The organism is Cellulomonas telluris (genome assembly GCF_004886325.1).
Classification (GTDB): Bacteria; Actinomycetota; Actinomycetes; order Actinomycetales; family Cellulomonadaceae; genus Cellulomonas; species Cellulomonas telluris.
The window spans coordinates 285,809-301,749 of record NZ_QXFN01000002.1 but is presented as its reverse complement, the minus strand read 5'-3'; the positions used below and the strand labels follow the sequence as shown (position 1 = coordinate 301,749).

At 77.2% G+C, this 15,941-nt stretch carries 13 protein-coding genes; 7 read left to right on the top strand and 6 right to left on the bottom strand.

Going from position 1 to position 15,941, the window contains the following annotated elements:
* Positions 1 to 67 precede the first annotated feature (67 nt).
* The 5 genes from FB586_RS06710 to FB586_RS06690 all read right to left on the bottom strand — a co-directional run bounded on the left by FB586_RS06710 (position 68) and on the right by FB586_RS06690 (position 7,152).
* Positions 68 to 265 carry a CstA-like transporter-associated (seleno)protein gene (locus tag FB586_RS06710; protein ID WP_136518553.1) on the bottom strand — a complete coding sequence of 66 codons (198 nt, stop codon included), beginning with the start codon at positions 263 to 265 and terminating at the stop codon, positions 68 to 70.
* Positions 262 to 2,556 (bottom strand): carbon starvation CstA family protein, encoded by a 2,295-nt coding sequence (locus tag FB586_RS06705; RefSeq protein ID WP_136518552.1) that lies wholly within the window; start codon positions 2,554 to 2,556, stop codon positions 262 to 264. Before FB586_RS06705 ends, FB586_RS06710 begins: the two co-directional genes overlap by 4 nt.
* Positions 2,557 to 2,673: 117 nt before the next feature.
* Positions 2,674 to 5,745: a sacsin N-terminal ATP-binding-like domain-containing protein gene (locus FB586_RS06700; protein WP_136518551.1), complete on the bottom strand. Its 3,072-nt coding sequence runs from the start codon at positions 5,743 to 5,745 to the stop codon at positions 2,674 to 2,676.
* Complete coding sequence (locus FB586_RS06695) at positions 5,742 to 6,767, bottom strand: DUF3027 domain-containing protein (RefSeq protein ID WP_136518550.1); 1,026 nt, start codon at positions 6,765 to 6,767, stop codon at positions 5,742 to 5,744. Before FB586_RS06695 ends, FB586_RS06700 begins: the two co-directional genes overlap by 4 nt.
* A 1-nt stretch (position 6,768) precedes the next feature.
* Entirely contained in the window at positions 6,769 to 7,152 is a 384-nt protein-coding gene (locus FB586_RS06690) for a cold-shock protein (RefSeq protein ID WP_136518549.1), read from the bottom strand.
* Positions 7,153 to 7,363: 211 nt separating this feature from the next.
* Here FB586_RS06690 and FB586_RS06685 point away from each other — a divergent pair, with 211 nt between their 5' ends.
* Positions 7,364 to 7,702 carry a TraR/DksA family transcriptional regulator gene (locus FB586_RS06685; RefSeq protein WP_136518934.1) on the top strand — a complete coding sequence of 113 codons (339 nt, stop codon included), beginning with the start codon at positions 7,364 to 7,366 and terminating at the stop codon, positions 7,700 to 7,702.
* 39 nt (positions 7,703 to 7,741) lie between these two features.
* Here FB586_RS06685 and FB586_RS06680 read toward each other — a convergent pair whose 3' ends face one another.
* Positions 7,742 to 8,953 (bottom strand): M20 metallopeptidase family protein, encoded by a 1,212-nt coding sequence (locus FB586_RS06680; protein ID WP_187697851.1) that lies wholly within the window; start codon positions 8,951 to 8,953, stop codon positions 7,742 to 7,744.
* A 182-nt stretch (positions 8,954 to 9,135) separates the two neighbouring features.
* Here FB586_RS06680 and FB586_RS19360 point away from each other — a divergent pair, with 182 nt between their 5' ends.
* The 6 genes from FB586_RS19360 (at position 9,136) to FB586_RS19710 (ending at position 15,927) form a co-directional block, all read left to right on the top strand.
* A complete protein-coding gene (locus FB586_RS19360) occupies positions 9,136 to 10,191 on the top strand; it encodes a glycosyltransferase (RefSeq protein WP_168800481.1) in 1,056 nt (351 codons plus the stop codon).
* Complete coding sequence (locus FB586_RS19355) at positions 10,188 to 11,732, top strand: lipopolysaccharide biosynthesis protein (protein WP_168800480.1); 1,545 nt, start codon at positions 10,188 to 10,190, stop codon at positions 11,730 to 11,732. Before FB586_RS19360 ends, FB586_RS19355 begins: the two co-directional genes overlap by 4 nt.
* Positions 11,733 to 11,800: 68 nt before the next feature.
* Positions 11,801 to 12,736, top strand: a complete 936-nt coding sequence (locus FB586_RS06670) for a twin-arginine translocation signal domain-containing protein (RefSeq protein ID WP_136518548.1) — start codon at positions 11,801 to 11,803, stop codon at positions 12,734 to 12,736.
* A complete protein-coding gene (locus FB586_RS06665; protein WP_136518547.1) occupies positions 12,723 to 14,015 on the top strand; it encodes an acyltransferase family protein in 1,293 nt (430 codons plus the stop codon). The genes FB586_RS06670 and FB586_RS06665 overlap by 14 nt, the downstream gene beginning before the upstream one ends.
* Positions 14,012 to 14,971, top strand: coding sequence for an alpha/beta hydrolase (locus FB586_RS06660; RefSeq protein ID WP_136518546.1), 960 nt, complete (start codon positions 14,012 to 14,014; stop codon positions 14,969 to 14,971). Before FB586_RS06665 ends, FB586_RS06660 begins: the two co-directional genes overlap by 4 nt.
* Complete coding sequence (locus FB586_RS19710; protein WP_136518545.1) at positions 14,968 to 15,927, top strand: glycosyltransferase family 2 protein; 960 nt, start codon at positions 14,968 to 14,970, stop codon at positions 15,925 to 15,927. The genes FB586_RS06660 and FB586_RS19710 overlap by 4 nt, the downstream gene beginning before the upstream one ends.
* Positions 15,928 to 15,941: the final 14 nt, after the last annotated feature.

Sequence of the window (15,941 nt, the reverse complement as noted above, 5' to 3'; positions counted from 1 at the left end):
CGAGGACGTTACCCGACCGTGACCTTTCGGGGTCAACCGGGGCAGTTCGGGCGTCCGGTCACCCGCGTCAGCAGCACCGCCCCTGGGGCTCACGGTCCTGACGGTCCGTGCGGTCGCGCCAGAACGCGCGCTCGGACAGCACGCCCGGGTCGCCGGGCCGGCGCCCGTGCGCCGCCTCGTGCTCGAGGTACCGCTCGTAGGCGTCCTCGCGCAGCAGGGCCCGCAGGAACCAGCCGAGCCCGCGCCGCCGCGTCGCCCCGCTCATCCGTGGCTCCGGACGTGCGGACGCGGGCGCGGGTGCTCGGCCTCGTAGGCGCGCCACGCGGCCTCGAGCTCCTTCTCGGGCGGCGTCGGCAGGAACCCGGCGGGAGCGAAGATCCGGGACGGCGTCGGCGGTAGCTCCGCGCTGGGCGCCCCGCCGGACCGCAGCGAGCGGTACGTGGCCCAGGCGGCGGTGAGGATCACGACGATCGCGAGGGTCACGAACACGACCGACAGCACACCCTGGATCATCGTGTTGCGCACGACCGCCTGCATCGCCTCCACGCTCGTCGCCGTGCCGAAGCTCGTCTCCCCCGCGTCCAGCGCGTCGCGGAACGCACGGTGCTGCGCGAAGTACCCGACGGCGGGGACGGGCGAGAAGATCTTCTGGAACGACGCCGTGATCGTCACCGCCGCGGCGAACCCGAGCGGCAGCAGCACCACCCACAGGTACCGGGCCGCGCCCTGCTTGGCGACGATCGCCATGCAGACCGCGAGCGCGATCGCGGCGAGCAGCTGGTTCGCGATGCCGAACAGCGGGAACAGCGTGTTGATGCCGCCGAGGGGGTCGGTGACGCCCATGAGCAGGACGGCGCCCCACGCGCCGACCATCACCCCGGTCGCGATCCACGCCCCCAGGCGCCACGAGGTGTCGCGGAAGCGCGGGACCACGTTGCCGATGCTGTCCTGCAGCATGAACCGCGCGACACGGGTGCCGGCGTCGACGGCGGTGAGGATGAACAGCGCCTCGAACATGATCGCGAAGTGGTACCAGAACGCCATCATCCCGGAGCCGCCGACCACCTGCTGCATGATGTGCGCGAGCCCCACGGACAGCGTCGGGGCGCCTCCCGTGCGGGACACGATCGTCTCCTCGCCGACGTCCTCCGCGGTCTGCGTGAGCATCTCCGGCGTGAGGTCCACGCCCGTGAGCCCGAGCCCGTTGACGAACGCGACCGCACCCTCGACCGTGCCGCCCGTCGCGGCCGCCGAGGAGTTCATCGCGAAGTAGATGCCGCGGTCGATCGACAGCGCGGCGACGAGCGCCATGATCGCGACGAACGACTCCATGAGCATGCCGCCGTAGCCGATGAGGCGGGTCTGCCGCTCCTTCTCGACGAGCTTCGGCGTCGTGCCGGACGCGATGAGCGCGTGGAACCCGGACAGCGCACCGCACGCGATCGTGACGAACAGGAACGGGAACAGCGACCCGGCGACGACGGGCCCCGTCCCGGTGCCCGCGAACTCGCTGATCGCCGGCACCTCGAGCACGGGGCGGACGACGACGATCGCGACGGCCAGCATGACGATCGTGCCGATCTTCATGAACGTCGAGAGGTAGTCGCGCGGGGCGAGGAGCAGCCAGACCGGCAGGACGGCGGCGACGAAGCCGTAGACGACGATGCCCCACGCGATCGTGGTCCGGTCGAGCGTGAAGATCTCGGCGCCCCACGACGTCTCGGCGATGACGCCGCCGCCGACGATGGCCGCCAGCAGCAGCACGAAGCCGATGACCGAGACCTCGGCGACCTTCCCGGGCCGCAGGAACCGCAGGTAGACGCCCATGAACAGCGCGATCGGGATGGTCATCGCGACGGAGAACACGCCCCACGGGCTTTCCGCCAGGGCGTTGACGACGACCAGCGCGAGGATCGCGACGATGATCACCATGATGACGAGCGTCGCGAGCAGCGCCGCCGTGCCGCCGACCACGCCGAGCTCGTCGCGCGCCATCTGCCCCAGCGAGCGGCCGCCGCGGCGCATGGAGAAGAACAGCACCAGGTAGTCCTGGACCGCGCCCGCGAGGACGACGCCCACGATGATCCAGATCGTCCCGGGCAGGTAGCCCATCTGGGCCGCGAGCACCGGCCCCACCAGCGGGCCCGCACCGGCGATGGCCGCGAAGTGGTGGCCGAACAGCACCCGCCGGTCGGTCGTGACGAAGTCCTTGCCGTCCGCGTCGTACTCGGCCGGCGTGGCCCGCCGGTCGTCCGGGCGCAGCACGTGCTTCTCGATGTACCGCGAGTAGAAGCGGTACGCGATGAGGTACGTGCACACCGCGGCGAACACGAACCAGATCGCGTTCACGGTCTCGCCGCGCACGACGGCGATGACGACCCACGCGACGCCCCCGAGCAGCGCGACCGCCGCCCACACCGCGATCCGCAGCGGCGTCCACCGGCGGTGCTCGGCCTCGACGGCCGCCGCGTCGAGCGCCACCGGGGGCAGGTCCGGGTCCTGCTCCAGCACCGCCTCGGCGCCGCCTCCCGCACCGCGCTGCCCACGTCCGGCCATGTCGATCTCCCCCCTGCGACGGTGCGCCGTCGCACCGTCTCGCACCCTAACGAGCGTGCGGGGATCCGCTCGGCGGGGAGGTCCGCCGACGGCGGGAGGTCCGCCGGGGCCGCGAGGTCAGCCCAGCAGCACGTCGAGCGCCGCGTCCGCCCGGCCCGGGTCCGTCAGCAGCGCCTCGACCGACGCCCGCAGGTACCAGGCCCCGGCGGCCGCGGCGAGGCCCGCCGCGAGCCCGGCCAGGTGCACGGCGTGCACGCGCGCCTCGGTGCCCGTCCCCTCGACCCACCACTCCACGGGCGCGCCGTCGACGCGCAGGTCGTCGTGCCGCTCCCACGTCGCCGGCGCACCGGGCAGGAGCTCGGCCGCCTCGGCGGGCACCGGCTCGCTCTCGCCCGTGCCGTCGACGGTCCCGGCCGCGAGCTCGGACGCGCGCGGCAGATCGAGCCGCTCGGCGACGAGCGCGGGGTCGACGGCGCCGGGCGGCACGGGCACGACGCCGCCCAGGTCCCGGCGCTGCCACCACGCCGGGGAGTCGGCCACGACCGCCGCGGACGCCTCCGCGACCACCGCGTCGGCCGGGCCGGCGAGCGCCACCACGACGTCGGGTGCGAGCGTGCCCGGCACGTCCGCCGACGCCCATGCGCGCCACACCGCCCCCGCGACCGCCGGCGGCACGCGCGCGCCGGGGGCGCCGAGCCGGTCGAGCACCTCGTCCCAGTCGGCCGGGCCCAGCTCGGCGAGCGCGCCGACGCCGCCGAGGGCCCGCAGCACGTCGCGGTCGAGGTGCGCGTAGGCGGCCGGCACGGGCGGCAGCAGCCCCGCGGGCGCGTGCGAGCCCGGCAGCGCGAACACCGGCGGCAGCGCCGGCTCCACCCGCGTGCGCAGCCACCACGCGCCGTACGACGGCAGCGGGAGGGACGACCCCTCGGCGCGCACCGGCGTGAGCAGGGCCGCGCGCAGGGGCGGGCGCGACGCCACGTGCTCGAGGACCTCGGGCCAGGCGTCCTCGGCGACCGCGTCGAGGTCGGCCACCGCGTCGACGTCCCCCACGTAGAGGCCGGCCCCGGCGGCGTCGGCGAGGTGGTCGACGTACTCGGTCCAGCCGTCGAGGGACGCCGCGGCCAGCGCGGCGGGCTCGTCCGGGTCGTCGTCGCCGAGCACGCCCGTGACGACGTCCGGCACGCGCGTCACCACGAGGTCCGCGCGCACGCCGACCGCGGTCAGCACCGCTGACCCCCACCGGTCGACCTCGGCCACCGCGACGGGCACCAGCACGCGGTCGTCCAGGAGCCCGGCTGCCGCCGAGCCCGGCAGCACGAGGCCGTGCGCGGGCGACGGCTCGCCGTCCGCGGCCGTGAGCGTCAGCAGGCCGAGCCACGCGGCCGCGGCGTGGCCGACGGCGTCCGGACCGACGGGACCGTCCGCGTCGCGCACCGCGGGCAGCGTCGCGACGAGGTCGAGCACCGCCTCCGTCACCGCGCGGGCGTGCTCGAGGTCGTCGTCGTCCGCCTGGGCGAGGACGGCCGCCCGCACGGCCGGGTGCGCGAGCAGCGCCGCGGCGTCCGGCTGACCGGCGCCCAGGCGCACGAGCAGCGGACGGGCAGCACCCGGGTCGACGACGCGCAGCCCCCCGGCCCGCAGGACGGCGAGCGTGGCGGGCGCGAGCGCGTCCGCGAGGTCCGGGCCGAGCACCACGGTCCCGCGCGCACCGCGCACCGTGCGCCCGTCGGCCAGCGGCACGGGCAGGGCGGCCAGCGACTCGCGCACGCGGGCGTCCGCGGCCGCGGGCTCGAGCGCGTCGTACAGCGCCGCCCAGTCGAGGTCGCCGCCGGCCGGCAGGCCGTCGACGACCTCGGCGAGGGTCCGCTCCTCCACGCCGAGCACCCGCGCCGCCGCCCGTCCCGCCGGCGGGACGTGCACGAGCCCGGTCAGCACCGCGCCCAGCGCCTCGACGGCGGCGGGCTCGGCGAGGTCGCGGACGAGGGTCGCGCAGGCCGGTGCGACGAGCGCGTCGCCCGCGGCCGCCCGCAGCAGGGGCGTGCGGGCCAGGGCCGCGGTCGCGCGCTCGCGCAGCGCCCCGTCGACGCCGCCGTGCGGCAGGCCGGCGGGCACCAGCGGGAGGACGTCGCGGCCGCCGGCGGCGAGGTCGGCGAGCAGCGCGGCCCAGGCCTCGGCGGCGTGGTCGAGGACGGCGTCCGTGAGCGGCCCCGAGGCGACGTGCCGGCGCGACGGGTCGAGCGGGAGGGTCGCGACGAGCAGCGCGGCCAGCGACAGGGGCTCGTCCGTCGGCGTCGGGGCGTGCACGACGCCGGGCGGGCGGACGTCGGCGCCGTCGCGGGGCACCGCCCACGTCACGCGCCAGCGGCGGGCCGTCCGCTCCTCGACCGGACGGTCGGCGAGCAGCGCCAGCGGCAGCTCGCCCTCCGCCCTGCCCACGTGCCAGCGGGACGCGACGTCCGCGACGCGCCGCGGCGGGGCGTCGTCGTCCTCGACGACGACCTCGACGAGCCCCGGCAGCGCGAGCAGCAGCGCGTCCCCGACGTCCGCGAGCTGCGCACGGACCGCGTCCACCGCGGCGTCGTCGCGCAGGGTGAGCAGGACCGCCGTGTCGTAGCCCGCCGGCGGGCGGTCCGGCGCGTCCCACGGCAGCCGCAGCGCGGGCAGGGAGCCCTCGCGCCGGCCGACCTCGCCCCCGAGCTCGGGCCGCCCGTGCGCCGCCTCGGCCGCCGCGGCCTCGTCGAGGACCGCACGGGTCGCGGTCAGCGAGAACCGCACGGCACCGCTCGTCGACGCCACCACCACCTCGTCGGCGACGGCGCGGACCGCGGCGAAGCCGACGCCGAACCGGCCGACCGTCGTCGGTGCGGCGTCGCGCTTGGCCGACGCCCGCATCGACGCGAGCGACGCGACGCCCGCGGCGTCGAGCGGCGCACCCGTGTTCGCGGCGACCAGGCTCCCCGCGCCCGCGTCGTCACGGCCGAGCCGCAGCAGCAGCCGTCCGGGGACACCCGCACGCACCGCCGCGTCCGCGGCGTTCTGCGCGAGCTCCACCACGACGCGGTCGCGGTAGTAGCCGCGGGCGTGGTCCTCCTCCGTGTTGGCGTCCTCGCGCAGCCGCGCCGGGGACGCCCGCCACGCCTCCAGCACCGCACCGCGCAGCGCGGCGGTGCCGAAGACGTCCGCGGTCACCGGGCGGTGTCGCCGCCGTCCGCCGGCGACGCGTCCTGCCCGGCGTCGCCGTCGCCCTCCGCCGGCGCCTCGCCCGTCAGCGGCAGCGCCGCGTCCTCGTCCGACGGCGCGTCCTCGGTCACCGGCACGTCGGCCGCCGGGGCGGGCTCGTTCTCACCGGTGACGGCGTCGCCGCCGTCCGCGCTCACGGCCGGCACGGCGGGCTCCGCCAACTCCGGGGCCTCCGCCGCCTCCGGGTCCGTCGCCTCGACGACCACCGGGGCCGGCGCCTGCGGCGCACGCTCGACGACCTCCAGCCGCATCTCGTCGATCAGCGGGTCGGCCGCGGGCCACTCCGTGGGGCCCTGCTCGGCGTCGGTCTCCGAGTGCGCACCGCACCCGTGGTCGAGGCTGACGACCTTGCCGTCGTCGGGCGACCACGCGTTGGCACACACGCCGAACACCGTGCCCAGCGACCCCTGCAGCGGCACGAGGAACCCGCACGACGCGCACGCCGCGCTGGCCGCGAGGGCACCAGCGCTCGTCGGCCCGTGCGACCCGCGGTACCAGCGCTCCGCGGCCTCGTCGCGGCCCTGCGGGGACAGCACCCGCACGCGCGCGAGCGCGAGCTCGTCGATCGCGACCTCATCGAGCTCCGGGTCGCCCGTCGGCGTCCAGCCCGGTTCGAGGCGCGGGTCGTCCGGGCGGAACGGCAGGACGTCCCCGGGGCCGATGTCCCCCGGGCGCAGCCGCTCCGACCACGGCACCCACGGCTTCGGGAGGATCGCGTCCTCGCCCGGCAGCAGCTCGGCCTCGCACACCGTCGCGGTGCGGCCGCGCGGCACGCGCGCGACCGTGACCGTCCACGCCCAGCCGCGGTAGCCGCGGGCCGTGCACGCGAACCGGTGCGAGACGAGCCGCTCCGCCTCGTGCACCACGCCGAGGTGCTCGCCGACGTGCTCGGGCTCCTCCGCGATCTCGACCGCGACGGCGCGCGCGAGGTCGACCGCGCGCTCGAGGACGGCGTCCTTGGCAGCAGGCACGTCAGGCCTCGAGCTTGTCCGCGACGGCGCGCAGCATCGTGGCGTACTGGGCCGCGCGGGCACCCTCGGGGTAGCGGCCTCGGCGCAGGTCGTTGCCCACCTTGTCGAGCACCTTGATGAGGTCCTCGACGACGACGGCCATCTCGTCGGCGGGCGCGCGCTTGGCCTTCACCACCGACGGCACCGGGTCGAGCACGGTGACGGACAGCGCCTGCGGACCGCGGCGGCCGTCGGCCACGCCGTAGTCGACGCGCGTGCCCGGCTTGGGCGCGGTGACGCCCGCGGGCAGCGCGGAGGCGTGCAGGAACACCTCGCCACCGTCGTCGCCGGCGATGAAGCCGAAGCCACGCTCGGTGTCGAACCACTTGACCTTGCCGGTAGGCACCGTGGACTCCTCGGAAAAGACGCGTGCGTCCACGGACGGCGGACGCGACGTCCAGGTTACCGGGCCGCGCACGCGCTTTCGTGCCGCGTCCGCCCACGCCGCACGGGCGTCGGTGGCAGGTGCTGGACTGACGGGCGTGGAGACGAGCGACCGCGGGGCCGTACCGGGGCACGGCGGGGACGACGGCGCGGGCGCGTGGACGGCCGACCGCATCGAGGAGACGCGTGCGCGCCTGCACGCGCTGCGGGCCGAGGCGGCGGAGCGGCTCGTCGGGCTGGGCGACGCCCGCACGGACGTCGTGGACGCCGCCCGCGGTGCCAACGTCGACGACGAGCACGACCCCGAGGGCGCGACCATCGCGTTCGAGCGCGCCCAGCTCGAGGCGCTCGCCGCGGACGCCCGGCGCCGCCTCGCGGACGTCGACGCGGCGCTCGCCCGGCTCGACGCCGGCACGTACGGGACGTGCGCGGTCGGTGGGGAGCCGCTCGCCGCGGCGCGCCTGGCGGCCCGCCCGACCGCGACGACGTGCGTGCGGCACGCGTCGTCCTGACGACCGGCCGGCACGGCACCGGCGGGGCGGGTGCCCGCGTCAGCCCTGCGCGAGCCGGTCGAGCGCGAGCGCCGCGAGCAGCGCGGACCCCTCGACGAGCGCCGCGTCGGCGTACCGCGCGCGCGGCGAGTGGTTGTACGGGGCCGTCTGCGGGTCGTCGCCGGGCGGGGTGGCGCCGAGGAACACGAACGCGCCCGGCACCTCCTGCAGCACGTAGCTGAAGTCCTCCGCCCCGGGCACCGGCTCGGCCGCGGGCTCCCAGGCGGCGTCCCCCAGGACCGTGCGGGTCACCCGCTCGACCCGCGCGACCTCCAGCGGGTCGTTGCTCGTGACGGGGTACCCGCGCTCGTAGTCGACCGTCGCCGACAGCCCGTGGGCGGCGGCGACGTGCTCGGCGAGGCGGGCGATCCGCTCGGGGGCGGCGGCGTGCGTGGCGGCGCTGAACGTGCGGACCGTCGCCTCGAGGTACGCGTCGTCGGGGATCACGTTGCTGCGGTTGCCGGCGAGGATGTGGCCGACGGTGACGACGACGGGGTCGAAGACGTCGAACTGGCGCGTGACCATCGCGTTCAGCGCGAGCGTGATCTCGGCGGCGACGGGCACCGGGTCCTGCGCGAGGTGCGGCTTGGACGCGTGCCCCCCGCGGCCGTGCACCGTGATCCGGACGTTGTCGGACGCGGCCATCATCGTGCCCGCACGCCCGGACACCACGCCGCTCGGCAGCAGGGACGACACCACGTGCAGCCCGTACGCGGCGACGACGCGGGTGCCGGCGGCCTCCAGCACGCCCTCCTCGATCATGAGGCGCGCGCCGTGCCAGCCCTCCTCGCCCGGCTGGAACATGAGGACGACCGAGCCCGCGATCTCGTCCCGGCGCGCGGCCAGCAGCCGGGCGGCGCCGACCAGGCCGGCGACGTGCATGTCGTGGCCGCACGCGTGCATGACCCCGGGGACCTGCGACGCGAACTCCTCGCCGGTCTCCTCCGCCACGGGCAGCGCGTCCATGTCGCCGCGCAGCAGCACGGCCGGCCCCGGGCGGGCGCCGCGCAGCACCGCCGTGACCGACGACAGCCCGCGGCCCGCGTGCACCTCGAGGCCCAGGCCGTCGAGCGCGTCGAGCACGAGGCGCTGGGTGGCCGGCAGGTCGAGCCCGGTCTCGGGGGTGCGGTGCAGCGCGTGCCGCAGCCGCGCGACCTCCGCCAGCTGCTCCTGCGCCTGGGCCCGCAGCGCTCGTGCCGTCGCCTCGTCCACGTCGTCCCCTCCCTCGTCGCACGTCCACCCTCGCACACGGCCCGCAACATCCTGTTCACGCAAAGGGTGCAGTAACGGACATTCCGGGCCCTATGCTCGACGAGGCAACGACGGTGCGGCACGTCCGCCGCGGGCCCCGCGGCACGACACGCAGGGGAGCCGTCCGACCCCGGGGGGCAGGCATGGGGGAAGCACGTGCGTCGGCGACGGCGGCGCCGGCGAGCGCGCGCGACGGCAGCCGGCTGCGGGTCCTGCACTGCCTGGCGCCGCCGGACGGGACGACGCGGTACGTCGACCAGATGCTCGCGGGCGCGGGCGGCGACGTGGACGTCGCGACGTTCTCCTGGCGCGAGGCGCTGCTCGGGCGCTACGACGTCCTGCACGTGCACTGGCCCGAGCAGCTCGTGCGCAGCCGGTCCCGGTGGCGCCGCGCCGCGCGGCACGTCGCGCTGCGCGCCCTGCTCGCCCGCGTCCGCCGCACCCGGACGCCCGTCGTGCGCACGCTGCACAACCCCGCACCCCACGAGAACGGCACGTCCGCCGAGGCACGGGCGCTGGCGGCCGTCGACGCCGCGACGACGCTGTACGTCCTGCTCAACCCCGCCACCCGCGCCCCGGGCGACGCCCCCGCCGTGCCCGTGCCCCTCGGGCACTACCGCGACGTGTTCGCGCACCACCGGCGCGCGGCGGCCCGGCGCGGGCACCTCGTCACCGTCGGGCTGCTGCGCCCCTACAAGGGCGCGGAGGCGCTGCTCACCGCGTTCCGTTCGCTGCCCGACCCCGACCTGCGCCTGACGGTCGCCGGGCGACCGACCGCGGACCTCGCGCCGCGCCTGGTCGCGGCCGCCGCCGAGGACGACCGGGTCACGCTCGACCTGCGGTTCGTGCCCGACGCGACGTTCGTGCAGCACGTGACGTCGGCCGAGCTGGTGGTCCTGCCGTACCGGGAGATGACCAACTCGGGGATCCTCCTCGCCGCCCTCTCGCTCGACCGCCCGTGCCTGGTGCCGGCGTCACCCACCAACGCCGCGATCGCCGCCGAGGTCGGGCCCGGCTGGGTGCTCCAGTACGAGGGCCCGTTCGACGAGCGGGCCCTGCGCGAGGGCCTCGCGGCGGCCCGTGCCGTCCCGCGGCACGCCCCGCCGGACCTCTCCGCCCGCGACAGCGCCGCGGTGGGCGCCGCGCACGACGCCGCGTACCGCGCCGCGCTCGCGCTCGTCGGACGAGGACGCCCGTGACGGCCCCCGTGGGTCTCGGCAGGTCGGCGTCCCGCGGCGCCGCCGTCACGCTGCTCGGGCAGGGCACGCGGGCCGTCGTCCTGCTCACGGGCGTCGTCGTCCTCGCGCGGCTGCTCGAGCCGGAGGACTACGGCCTCCTGGCGATGGTCGTGGCGTTCACCGGGGTGGCCGACGTGGTGCGCGACTTCGGGCTCACGAACGCCGCCGTCCGCACCCCGGACCTGACGACCGGGCAGCGCACCAACCTGTTCTGGCTCAGCAGCGGCATCGGCGCCGCGCTGGGCGTCCTCGTGCTCGCCGCGTCGCCGCTCGTGGGCGGCTTCTACGGGGACCCGCGGCTGCAGGGCGTCGCGGCGTGGCTCTCGCTCACGTTCGTCCTCAACGGGCTCATGGCGCAGTACAAGGCGGACCTCAACCGCACGCTGCGCTTCGCCGCGCTGACCGGCGTCGAGGTCGCCGGGCAGGTCACCGGGCTCGTCACGGCGGTCCTGCTCGCGCTCGGCGGCGCCGGGTACACCGCGCTCGTCGCGCAGCAGCTCGTGCAGCTGGTCGCCCAGCTCGTGCTGCTGCTCGCCGTCGCCCGGTGGCTGCCGGGCCGCTGGGTGCGCGGGGAGTCGGTGCGCCCGTTCGTGCGGTTCGGCGCGAACCTCGTGGGCGGGCAGATGCTCGGCTACGTGGGCAACCACGTCGACACCGTCGTCATCGGCTCGACGCTCGGCGCCGGCCCGCTCGGCCTGTACAACCGCGCCTACCAGCTGCTCGTGCTGCCGCTGCACCAGGTGAACGCCCCGATGACGCGCGTCGCCCTGCCCGTGCTCGCCCGCCTGCAGGACCAGCCCGTGCGGTACCGGCAGTTCCTGCTCACCGGGCAGACCGCGATGCTCGACCTCGTCACGACGCTGCTCGCGTTCGCCGCCGCGCAGGCGCCCGCCCTCGTGCTCGTCGCCCTCGGCCCGCGCTGGGCGCAGACGGCCGGGATCTTCCAGGTGCTGACCCTCGGCGGGTTCTTCGTCATGGCCGGCTACGCCTGCTACTGGGTCTACCTCTCGCTCGGCCTGACCCGTGAGCACCTGCGGCTCCAGCTCGTCACGGCGCCCGTGCAGGTGCTGTGCGTCCTGGTGGGATCGCAGTGGGGCCTGTACGGCGTCGCCTGGGGGTGGTCGCTGGGCGTGCTGCTCCAGTGGCCCGCGAACCTGTGGTGGCTGCGCCGCGTCAGCGACGCGCCCGTCGGCGCGATCCTGCGCAACGGCGCGCGCACGGTGCTCGTGCACGGCTGGGCGCTGGGCGTGAGCTGGGCGGCGACCCGTGGGCTCGGACCGGGAGCCACCTGGGACGCGCTGCTGCTCGGCGCGGTCGCGCTCGTGCTGGCGCTCGCGGTCGCCGCACTCGTCGTACCCGCCTACCGCCGCGACCTGCGCACCGTCGCGGGACTCCCCCGGTACCTGCGTGCGCGCCCGCCCGCGCGCCCCGCCGACCCGTCGGCCGCGCGTGCCGCCCACCCCTCCGCCGACGCCTCCGCCGACGTCAGGGCAGCCCCGTGAACCCCACCCGCCCCGCATGCAGCAGGCCGCCGGTGCCGCCGCTGCCCGGCCCGACCGCAGGAGCACCGATGGACGACGCCACCCGCACGTCCCGCCCGAGCCGGTCCGGCGTGAGCCGGCGCGGGTTCCTCGCCGCCTCGGCCACGGTCGCCCTCGGCGCCGCCGGCCTGGCGGCCGCCCCGCCCGCCGCGGGCGCCCCGCTGCCCCGGCTGCCCGGCGAGGTCCGCCGCCTGCAGGGGCAGGTGACCGCCCGGGGCACCGTGTACGACGCCGTGGAGGTGGACATCCGCGGCGACCGCGCCTGGATCGCCGTCCCCCGCTCGGTCGTCCCCGGGTCGCGCACCGCGGTCGGGGTCGCGTGGTTCTACCACGGCTCCGGCTCGAGCCACGAGGCCCTGCTCAACGGGTTCGGGTACGAGATGCGCCAGCTCGTCGACCGCGGCGTCGTCTGCATCTGCCAGGACGCGGGCGGGAACGGGTACGCCGGGCCGTACGCCATGCGGGTGCAGGCGGACGGCTGGGAGTACGTCTCGTCGCTGTGCAAGGTCGGCGCCAACTTCCTGCGGGCGACGTCCGGCGGGGGCGCGCTGGCGGCCGAGGTCCTCGGCGCGAAGCTGCTGCCCGACATCGTGGGCCTGTACTTCGTCAACGCGCTCTGGGACGTGCGCCGGGCGTACGAGCTGGGCGGGCGCACCGAGATCGGGCCCGCCTACGGGTACTCGACGGCGGCGGTCGACCGCACCAACCCGGCGCGGCACCCGAGCAGCGCGTGGGCGGGCGACCGGATCCGGATCGTCCACACCACGACCCTCGACCTCGTCACGCCGGCGGCCGTGCACGCCATCCCGTTCTACGAGCGGGCCCGGCCGACGGCCGCGGAGGTGACGCGCCGCACCCACACCCTCGGCCACACGACCCCCCGGTTCGTCGCCGACGAGGTGCCCCTCTACTTCCGCCGCTGGTGGGAGGCGTGGATGTCGGAGAAGGCCCGTGGCCTCCGCTGAGCCGACCGCGCGGACCGGGCCGCGGACCACGACGCGCCGGGCGTGGATCGACCTCGCCAAGGGGGTGGCGATCGTCATGGTCGTCGCCTACCACGCACAGCTGTTCCTCGAGGCGGAGGGGGTCGCGGAGCCGCTGGGCCGCGCGCGGGCCGCGCTCGAGCTCTACCCGATGCCCGCGTTCTTCCTGCTCGCCGGGCTGCTGCAGCGCCGGCTGCGCACGTCGCCGTGGGCGCTCGTGTGGCGCCGGCGGGTCCTGCCGTTCCTGTACCTGTACGTCGTCTGGTCGCTCGTGCGGTTCGCGTTCTTCTCGGCGCTGCCGGGCGTGCGCACCGACGGGCCGCCCGACTCCGGGCGCGACTGGACGCTCCTGCTGCTCGCGCCGCTCGTGCCCACGAGCGTCTACTGGTTCCTCTGGGCCACGGCCGTCGTCACGGCCGTGACGTGGCTGTTCCGCCGCCGGCCCCGCGCGTACCTGGTGGGGACCGGCGTGGTGAGCGGGCTGGTCGCGTCGGGCCTCGTCTCGACCGGTGCCGAGAGCATCGACCGGACGCTGGAGTACGCGTTCGCGTTCGCGGTCGGCGTGCACGCCGGCCCGCTCGTGCAGCGGCTGGTCGAGCGTGCGACGCCCCGGCGTGCCGTCGCGTGGGCTGCGCTCGCGGTGGTCGTCATGGTGGCGCTCGCCGCCCTGCCGCTGCTGCGCCGGGTACCGGGCGCCGTGCTCGCCGGGCAGCTGGTCGTGGTGCTGGCGGTGCTGCGGCTCGCGGCCGTCGTGGGTCCCCGGCCGGGGACGCGCTGGCTCGCAGCCCTCGGCCGGCAGAGCCTCCCGCTGTACCTCCTGCACCTGTACCCCGTCGCCCTGCTGACGATCGCGGTGCGCCAGGTGGACGCGCTGCGCGCGGTGCCGCCGCGGGGGCTGCCGGTGGTCCTGCTCGTCGCGGCCGCCGCGCTCGCCGTGGCGCTGCCCGTCGCGCGGGTGGTCCCCGCGGGCTGGCGGCTGTTCCAGCCGCCGCTCGCGCTCGTCCGCACCCGGGCGGCGGTCGCCGACCCGCTCGCGCCCGACGTCGCCGGTCCCCTGCCTGCGGCGCCCGCCGGGTCGACGCCGCCCGATCGGCTCGCGTCCCCGGTGGTCGCCGCCACGACCGTCTCCGCCGCCACGGCCGTGCCCGGCACGTCCGACCCGCCCGACGCGTCCGCGGATCCGGCCCCCGTCGCACCCCCGGACGCCGCCGGCCGCGTCAGCACCCGCCCCGCCTCCGGGCCCCTCCGGGAGATGCCATGACCTCTCGCCCCGCGCACCGGACGGTGCACGCCGCCACGGGCGCCCTCGCGGCGGCCGTCCTGCTGACCCTCGCCGGGTGCGGCGCCGACGAGCCCGCAGCACCGCCGCGGACCATCGAGTCGAGCGTGCAGCCGCCGGCGATCCGCCGCGACCTGCCCTACGCCGCGCCCGACGGCGCGCGGCTCACCCTCGACGCGTACCTGCCGATGCGCCGGGGCGAGCCGGTGCCCGCGGTCGTGCTGGTGCACGGGGGCGGGTTCGTCGGCGGCGCGAAGGACACCGGCGGCATGGTCGCGATGGCGCGCCGGCTGCAGGACCACGGCGTGGCGGCGCTGACGATCAGCTACCGCCTGGCCCCGGAGAGCACCTACCCCGCTCCCGTCGACGACGTGCGGACGGCGGTCGCGTGGCTGCGCGCGCCCGAGCAGCAGGAGTCGCTGGGCGTCGACCCGGACCGCGTCGCCCTCCTGGGGACGTCGGCCGGTGCCACCCTCGCCCTCACGGCCGCCGCCCGGCCCGCGACCGAGACCGGGGTGCGCGCGGTCGTCGCGCTGTCCGCGGCGACGCTGCTGACCGCCGACGGGCTGGCCCTGGGGACGCCGGCCGCCACGGAGGTCGAGTCGGCGCTGGCCTACCTCGGCTGCGACGCGCCGGAGACGTGCGCGACCGGCGCCCCGGCGTCGCCGGCCCTCGCGGTGGCCCCCGCCGCCAGCCCCGCGCTGCTGGTCAACGGGACGGCGGAGATGATCCCCGTGGGCCACGCGCAGGCGATGGCCGACGCCCTCGCCGCGGCGGGGGTGCCGCACGAGCTCGTGACGGTCGAGGGCGAGGCCCACGGTGCCGAGCTGCTCGACGACGCCGTGTGGCGGACCGTCCTCGAGTTCCTCGACACGCACCTGGCAGTGGTCGGGACGGCCGCGACGCCCGCCGCGCCGACCGCGGGGGCCGCCGGATGACCGCCGTGTCCGTGGTCCTGCCCGTCTACCAGGCCGAGGCGTTCGTCACCGCGACGCTGGAGCGCCTGACCGGGCAGACCCTCGACGACCTGGAGGTCGTCGTGGTGGACGACGGGTCGACCGACGGCACCGCCGCCGCCTGCCGTGCCGTCGCCGCCCGGGACCCGCGCGTGCGCGTCCTCGAGCTCGGGGAGAACCGCGGCGTGTCGCAGGCCCGCGCGGCGGCCGTCGCCGCCGCGCGCGGGGAGCACCTGTGGCTCGTCGACGCCGACGACGTCGTCCCGCCCGACGCCGCCGCGACCCTCCTGGCCGCGGCCCGCTCCGCGGGCGCCGACGTGGTGGTCGGCCGGGCCGACGTCGTCCGCACCGGGGGGACGCGGCGCCCGGTGCCGGTACCCGCGCCGGGTCGGCTCGACGGCGACGCGCCGCTGCGCGCGCTGCTGCGCGGCGAGATCACGGGGCACCTGTGGAACAAGCTGTTCCGCCGCGAGGTCCTCGCCCCGGGACCGTTCGTGCCGGCGCGCGTCCACTCCGACCTGGCCCTCGTCGCCGGCGCCCTCGCCCGCGCCCGCAGCGCCGTGTGCGTCCCCGAGCTCGTGTACGAGTACCGGATCCGTCCGGGCTCGGTCGTCACGACGCCGCGCAGCCGGGCGGAGTCCCTGGACGTGGTCGGCGCGGCGGTGTCGGCGGCCGCGCGGACCCGCGGCATCGGCCCCGGTGATCCCGACCACGACTACTTCCGGTGCCGCTACATCACGCTGTCCGCCGTCAAGGACCTCGTGCGCTCGCAGCCGGACGGCCAGGAGGCGCGCCTGCGCGCCCTGCGCCGCGAGCTCGGCCCCCGGCAGCTGCGGCTGCTCGCGGCGCGCGGCGACGCCCGCCGCCTCGCGCTGGCCCTGACGGCCCGCTGCTCGCTGCCCGCGCACCGCGCGCTGCTCGCGCTGGCGGAGCGATGACCCGCACGGACGCA

Coding starts and splice junctions, on each gene's coding strand:
- FB586_RS06705 (WP_136518552.1), bottom strand. CDS start 2,556: ATGGCCGGACGTGGGCAGCGCGGTGCGGGAGGCGGCGCCGAGGCGGTG.
- FB586_RS06670 (WP_136518548.1), top strand. CDS start 11,801: ATGGACGACGCCACCCGCACGTCCCGCCCGAGCCGGTCCGGCGTGAGC.
- FB586_RS19360 (WP_168800481.1), top strand. CDS start 9,136: ATGGGGGAAGCACGTGCGTCGGCGACGGCGGCGCCGGCGAGCGCGCGC.
- FB586_RS19710 (WP_136518545.1), top strand. CDS start 14,968: ATGACCGCCGTGTCCGTGGTCCTGCCCGTCTACCAGGCCGAGGCGTTC.
- FB586_RS06710 (WP_136518553.1), bottom strand. CDS start 265: ATGAGCGGGGCGACGCGGCGGCGCGGGCTCGGCTGGTTCCTGCGGGCC.
- FB586_RS06660 (WP_136518546.1), top strand. CDS start 14,012: ATGACCTCTCGCCCCGCGCACCGGACGGTGCACGCCGCCACGGGCGCC.